At 62.7% G+C, this 6576-nt stretch carries 5 protein-coding genes and 1 pseudogene; 3 read left to right on the forward strand and 3 right to left on the reverse strand.

Going from position 1 to position 6576, the window contains the following annotated elements; translation table 11 throughout:
* Positions 1–319 precede the first annotated feature (319 nt).
* Positions 320–832, forward strand: coding sequence for a GNAT family N-acetyltransferase (locus tag WBB95_RS20850; protein ID WP_424489302.1), 513 nt, complete (start codon positions 320–322; stop codon positions 830–832).
* On the opposite strand, the gene WBB95_RS20855 is transcribed toward WBB95_RS20850, so the two are convergent.
* Positions 829–1521 (reverse strand): aspartate/glutamate racemase family protein, encoded by a 693-nt coding sequence (locus WBB95_RS20855; RefSeq protein ID WP_424489303.1) that lies wholly within the window; start codon positions 1519–1521, stop codon positions 829–831. The genes WBB95_RS20850 and WBB95_RS20855 overlap by 4 nt on opposite strands.
* A 174-nt stretch (positions 1522–1695) precedes the next feature.
* Between WBB95_RS20855 and WBB95_RS20860 the strand changes: the two genes are divergently transcribed.
* Complete coding sequence (locus WBB95_RS20860) at positions 1696–2190, forward strand: hypothetical protein (RefSeq protein WP_424489304.1); 495 nt, start codon at positions 1696–1698, stop codon at positions 2188–2190.
* Between the two features lie 5 nt (positions 2191–2195).
* On the opposite strand, the gene WBB95_RS20865 is transcribed toward WBB95_RS20860, so the two are convergent.
* On the reverse strand, positions 2196–4394 hold the full coding sequence (locus WBB95_RS20865) for a tetratricopeptide repeat protein (RefSeq protein ID WP_424489305.1): 2199 nt from the start codon (positions 4392–4394) through the stop codon (positions 2196–2198).
* 173 nt (positions 4395–4567) lie between these two features.
* On the opposite strand from WBB95_RS20865, the gene WBB95_RS20870 reads away from it, so the two are divergent.
* The gene (locus WBB95_RS20870; RefSeq protein WP_424489306.1) at positions 4568–5239 is read left to right on the forward strand and encodes a DUF3313 domain-containing protein; all 672 of its coding nucleotides are present in this window, start codon (positions 4568–4570) and stop codon (positions 5237–5239) included.
* A gap of 164 nt (positions 5240–5403) precedes the next feature.
* Here WBB95_RS20870 and WBB95_RS20875 read toward each other — a convergent pair.
* Positions 5404–6576 (reverse strand): annotated as a pseudogene (locus WBB95_RS20875) (spermidine synthase); the annotation flags it as partial.

Genomic DNA, 6576 nt, shown 5'->3' on the forward strand with positions numbered 1-6576 from the left:
GAATCCGTGGGTAACCCGGCAGGACGCCGGGTTAGCCGCCCCGCGCCATGGATGGCGCGTGGCGGCGGCCCACGGATTCAAGCCGGAGTGCGGGCACACCGAGCCTAGGCGAGGTGCCGAGTGGAGGGGCAAGAGCGTTTTGCTTACTTTTGACTGGGCCGGCATTCCGGCTCCACCAAAAGTGAGCCGCTGTAAGAGCGGAACCCATACCCGCCATCACCCAAATACCGGATATACACCCAAATCCAACACAACCCCCAACACAACCCCTGGCCAGCTACACTACCCCGCCAATTGTCTTCCAAAGGACGGAAACACAATGCACACACCTGAACCCCATATCGTCATCCAGCGCTTCACCGAGGCCCACCTTGAAGGCGTGGCTGCGCTCTATAACGACCCGGCCGTGTGCCGCCAGGTGCTGCAAATGCCTTTCCAGTCGGTAGAAGCCTGGCGCAACAAACTGGTGACCGACAACGAACGGCGCCTGCAGTTGGTGGCCGTGCATGGCGGTGAAGTCATCGGCCAGCTCGGCCTGGAACAGTACCTGCGTGTACGCCAGAGCCACGTCGGTTCATTCGGCATGGGCGTGGCCACAGCTTGGCAGGGCAAGGGCGTGGGATCAAAACTGCTGTCGACCGCCCTCGACGTCGCCGACAATTGGATGAACCTGCACCGCGTGGAACTCACGGTCTACGCCGACAACCAAGCCGCACAAAACCTGTACCGCAAATTCGGCTTTGAGGTCGAAGGCCGGCTGCGCGATTACGCCGTGCGGGACGGCAAATTTGTCGACACCATCAGCATGGCGCGCCTGCGCCAATCGGCTTAACCCGCTAGAGCAAACGCCACCGCAGCCTGCGCATGCAGCTCGGTGGTGTCCAGCAGTGGCAGGTCGCTGTGCTCCGGTTTGATCAGCAGGCCGATTTCCGTGCAGCCCAGAATGATCGCCTGGGCGCCACGCGCGGCCAAGGATTCGATCACACGCTGATAGACCTGGCGCGACGCCTCGCTGATTACGCCGACACACAATTCCTCGTAGATAATCCGGTGCACGGCCTGGCGCTCGCCCGCGTCGGGCACCAGCACGTTCAGGCCTTGGGCGTTCAGGCGGGATTTGAGAAAGTCCTGTTCCATGGTGAACGCCGTGCCGAGCAACCCCACCGTCAGCGTGCCGGCCGCTACTGCCGCCGCACCGGCTGCATCGGCGATGTGCAGAAACGGAATCGACACCGCCGCCTCGATACGCGGCGCCACCAAGTGCATGGTGTTGGTACACAGCACCACGCATTCGGCGCCACCGGCCTGCAGGCGGCGTGCAGCGTCTTCGAGGATCCGTGCGGCGTCGTCCCAGCGTCCGGCGTGCTGGGCCTGTTCCACCGGGCCGAAGTCCACGCTGTACATCAACAGTTGCGCCGAGCGCAGCGGGCCCAGTTGATCGCGCACACGCTGGTTGATGATGCGGTAATACTCGGCGCTGGACTCCCAGCTCATGCCGCCGATAAGGCCGATGGTGCGCATGGGGCGCTCCTGAAAAGGAATGTCGGCTCACCTTACCCATCGGCCGCCGATTAGTCATACGCAGTTGCCCACCAAATGACCGGTGCAGTTGCGTCTGCGGTGTTAATCGCACGGTGGGCCGCCGCATCTGCCATGATCGGGCTTCGCAACCTGGCTCACCCAAGGAGATCCGCAATGGACGATGTACAACAACTGGGCGAGATGCTTCGTCATTACGCCGACAGCGAAGCGCATAAAAAGCAGCAATTTGACCAACAGTCGGCGCGCTGGGCGCAGAAGCTCGGCGAGTTGTTCGGGCAGATCGAGCAATGGCTGGAGCCGGTCAAGAGCATCGGCTTGCTGGAGGTTAATCGTGAGGCGTATGTGGCCAGCGGCGCGAGCGTGCCGGTGGAAACGTCGACCTTCAAGACCGAGAAACTCAACGTCCAGATCACCGGAAAAACCGTCGAGTTCGTGCCCGAGGTCATGGGCGTGGGCGGTTCGATCTCGGTGTCGGTGATGGGCTTGACGGCCGCCCGCCATGGCAGCGTGTCACTGGTGCTGCCGGCGGACAAAAACGACTGGCTGTGGAAAAAGACCAATGGCCTCAAAGACCCGGACACCTTCGGCTTTGATGCGAACTTCCTGGCCTCGCAACTTCAGAGCCTGATCCCGCGCGAGCGCGGCTGAGGCGCCTATTTCAGCGCCGGGTCACCCGGGTTGAGCTTTTTCCAACCCTGCAGAACGATCTGCGCCTTGGGCTCCTGGCCGTTTTCCAAGTAGTACTGGATCAACGACAGCCGGGCGTTGCGGTTATACGGCTGGCGTTGCAGCAGGCTTTCCAGTTCGCGGCAGGCGTCATCGACCTTGCCGCTGTCGTGCAAGGCCACCGCCAAGACAAACGCGAACTGGCCATTGTCGGGAGCCAGCCGCACGGCGCGGCGCAAGTAGGGCAGCGCTTTGGCAACATCTCCCGCACGTATCAGCATCAAGCCTTGGGTGTGTTGCAGCAGTGGCGCGTCCGGCTGGCGGGCCAGTTGCGCGGCGATCAGGCTGCGCGCCTCCTCATTGCGGCCATTGGCTTCCAGCCACTGTGCCAGGGTCACCAGCGCCGGGAAGAAGTCGGGGTCGCGCAGCAACGCGGTACGCAACTGCGCCTCGACGTTGTCGCCACGGCCACTGGCCTGATAGAGCATCGCCAGGTTGAGATTGGCCTCGGCGCGCTCCAGCAGGCTCAGTTGCACCTGCTCATACTCGGCGATGGCGTTGTCCCAGGCCGGCCCTTGGCCCGGGACACCGAGCAAGTCCCGCGCCGCCACGATGCGCACCGCCTTGACCGGGTCTTTGAGTAACGGGGCGTAAAGCGACACCCGCTCCGGCGGTGGCAGCAAGGCGCTGGTGGCACGCACGGCGCTTTCGCGGACCTGAGGGGCCGGGTTGCCAAGGTCTTTGGTCGCAAGCTTCAGCGCCTGTTCGCTCGGGTAGTTGGGCAACTCAACCAACAAGGTCGCACGCTGGATAGCCGGCAGGTTACCGCGCGCCAACTGGTCATACAGGGCCTGGGCGGCGCCGGGCTGGCCGCCGCGAATCAATGCCATGCTGTCACCGTAACTCGGGGCTTGCAGAACCGCGCGCGCGGCCGGTGGGATGCTGAAACTGTGGTCATGCCGAAAGTCATTGCCCATGTAGAACTTGCCCGGCATGTGGCAATCGACGCAGAACGAACCCGGCTGCCCGACCGCAACCCCGGTGTGCTCGCTTGAGTCGTAAAGCTTGGCCTGCAACCCGCGCCCGTCCACCGTGGCGTATGGGGTTTTGCCCGCCGGGTTGTGGCATTGCAGGCACACGCCGTTGCCCGGCGCCTTGAGTTCATTGCTGTGGGGGTTGTGGCAGTTGCTACAGCGCACGCCTTTCTCGGCCATTTTGCTTTGCGCGAACGAGCCGTGCTCGAACACTTCATCCTTGATCTTGCCGTCCAGCGTGTACAGCTCGCGGGTCAGCACGCTCGGCAGGTAGTCGTCCATCAGGCGCTTGCCCACGGTAAAACCATCGCCCAAGGGCGCGCGGCGCGCGTGGCAGCGGGCGCAGGTTTCGAGTTCGACGTTGGCGTTTTTGTCTTTCAGGTCGACAGCGAAGCCGGCGTGCAGCAGGTCGCCTTTCTTCGCCGCCCATTGCACATGGTTCGATGCCGGGCCATGGCACGCCTGGCAACCGACACCGAGGCTGTTCCATTGGCTGTCGAAGGTGTTTTTCACCGGGTCGAAGTTACGTTTATAGCCGGTGGTGTGGCATTCGACGCACATGAAGTTGGCGTTCTGGCTGGGCTTGCTCCAGTGCAGTGGGTTCTTGAAGTTGACGCCTTGACCGGGGTAAAGGTGGAACCAGCGACCCTTCTGCGTATCCCAAGCCACGCCCAGGGCTTGCAGGCGCCCATCACCGACCTCGATCAGGTATTGCTGCAGCGGCGCGATGCCGAAGGTGTAGGCCACCTTGAAGTCGGCGGCCTTGCCGTCGATGCCAGGGGTATTGACCCAAAACTCATCGCCTCGCCGAGAGAACCGGGTGGTTTCGCCTTCGCCGGTAAACGCCGCGTTGTTGAAGTCTGCCGGCACCGTCTGCGGCGTAGCGGCCTGCATTGCCAATTGGTGGTGAGAACCTTGCCAGTCCTTGGCCTGGGCCTGGTGGCAACCGGCGCACTGTTGCTCATCGACCATTGTGGCCGGCGCAATGATCGCGGGCTTGGCCGCTGCCACCACCGGCGCCTGCACACGCACCTGAGGTGTGCTGGATTGCAGGAACACCCAGGTCCCGGCCATGGCCAACAACAGCAATGCGATTAATACGGGAAAGAGGTAACGACGCGGTTCAGCTTTACGGTTCTCAGGCTCTGGCATTGCGACTTCCGTTGTCTTGATGCTTGGACGCTCTACGGCGTGCTTTTGCTGTGTGCAGCTTTGACGCTGGCTCTGCGTCTGTCAAACAGGCGGCATGAAATAACGGCTATTTCCCCAGAGTTGGCTATACCTACAGCTCAGTGTTTCGATGATGATCGCCAGGGAGTTCAATGATGAAGCAAAGGCTATTGATCAGCACGCTGTGCGTTGCCTCACTCGCAATGGCAGGTTGTGCCAGCAAGGTTACCCAGCCGGACGAGTACTCCGGTTTCCTCTCGGACTACAGCCAACTCAAGGAAGCCAAGTCACCGTCCGGCGCCGAGGTGATGCGCTGGGTCGACCCCAACCTGAAACTTGGCACCTACAACGCGGTGTTCATCGAGCCGACCCAGTTCTACCCCAAACCTCAAGCCACCACGAAAATCCCCGACAGCACCCTCAATGGCATCAGCGCCTATTACAACCAGGCGCTCAAGCGCGAACTGGCCAAATCACTGCCGCTGGCCAACGCGCCGGGCCCGGGCGTGATCGTGGTACGCGCGGCAATCACCGCCGTCAGCAGCAAGACCGAAAGCCTCAAGCCCTATGAATACATTCCCATCGCCCTGGTCGCCGCTGCCGTGAGCACCGGCACAGGCATCCGTGACCAGGAAACCACCCTCGGCACCGAGGCGCAGTTCCTCGACGGCGCCAGCGGCAAGGTGATCGCCCAAGTGGTGCGCAAAGGCACCGGCAAGCCGTTGTCCAACGACTCGCAGGTGATGAAGGCCGACGACGTCAAAGGCGTCATCGATGGCTGGGCGTCGGACTTGCACCAGTCGTATGTGAAGTTGAAAAACCAATAAGGCTCAAAACGCGTTCCTTGCCGGCCGGTTGCAGTGGCTGAGCAGGGCGTCGCAGCGGCGGGTGACAGGCAGTAATCGTCACTCAGTTGCTGCGGCGGGGCGTGGTTCAACCCGTGCTGTTTCGGCGTTTTCAGCGCTGGCGACCGGGCTGTTGGCGCTCCAGCTTATTGCCCGATAAACCAGCGGTAGTAAGGGTTGGCGCTGTCTTGCTGGAGTACCTCGCTGATATCCCGGCGCCACGCATCGCGATCGCCGTCATAGGCGTGCAGGCTCGCGCGGTAGAACTGCATCAAGCGCTGCTGCTCGGCGGCGAGGGTCCTGGCAAAGGCTGCGTCGGCGTTGACCAGCGGCACCGGCACGCGAAGGTCCAAAAGCGCTGGCAGGACCCGCGTGATTTCCTTGGCGCGTACCCACGGCGCGTATTCGATGCGCGGTCGGTCATCGGTGACCGGCGGGGCATCGGCGGCAAAACGTTCCAGGCCTTGGCGGTCCGTGACCCAGGTGGCCAGCAACGTGGCGGCAGAATCTATACCCACTTCGGCCAAGGCGCTGCGCACACTGGGCTGCTCAAAACGTGCGCGTATGCGCTCGACGTCGAGTTCCATCGGTTCCTGCGAACCCACCAACAGCATTTCATGGAACTCACTGGTCCACAGCGAGGCGTAGGGGAATACGTTGAGGAAGCTGCGCACCAGTGCGCGGGAGTCATCAATATTTTGGGTGGGCAGTGGCAGCCATTGGGCGAGCAGGCCGTTTTTCTCCAGGCGCGAAGCCGCCAGTTGGTAGAAGTCCTGTGAATACAGGTTGACCACGCCGGCGGCGGAGGGCGGTGGCGGCTCCAGAGTGATCAGGTCGTAGGCCTGGGCATTGCGCAGCAGCTCCTGGCGACCGTCGCGCAGGCGCACATCTACCCCCGGGTCATTGGCCGCGTTGAAGTTGCCTTTAAATAACGGCGCGGCGTGCACCACGGAAGGCAGCAGCTCGGCAACCACCCGGTGCTCAAGGCCCGGATAACGCAGCAACGCCCCCGCCGTGATGCCGGTACCAAAGCCGATGACCAATGCCGATTTGGGCGCTGCGCGATGAATCAGCAGCGGCAGCAGCGCCTGGATACGCATATAGCGCAGCGACGGCATCGCATCGCCGGTGTTCGACACCCCTTGGATATACAGACGCTGAAAGGCCCGTGCGCCCTGGCCTTGAGTGACCACCGCGACCGTTGCTCCGCGACCTTCCTGATAAAACGCCAGGCTGCCATTGCGCGCGCCGGGCAACAAGTTGGCGAGGCGATCCACCGGCGTCAGCAGCGCCGCCGCCAACGACAGCAGGCCTAACGC

This window comes from Pseudomonas sp. (assembly GCF_049645325.1).
Taxonomy (GTDB): Bacteria; Pseudomonadota; Gammaproteobacteria; order Pseudomonadales; family Pseudomonadaceae; genus Aquipseudomonas.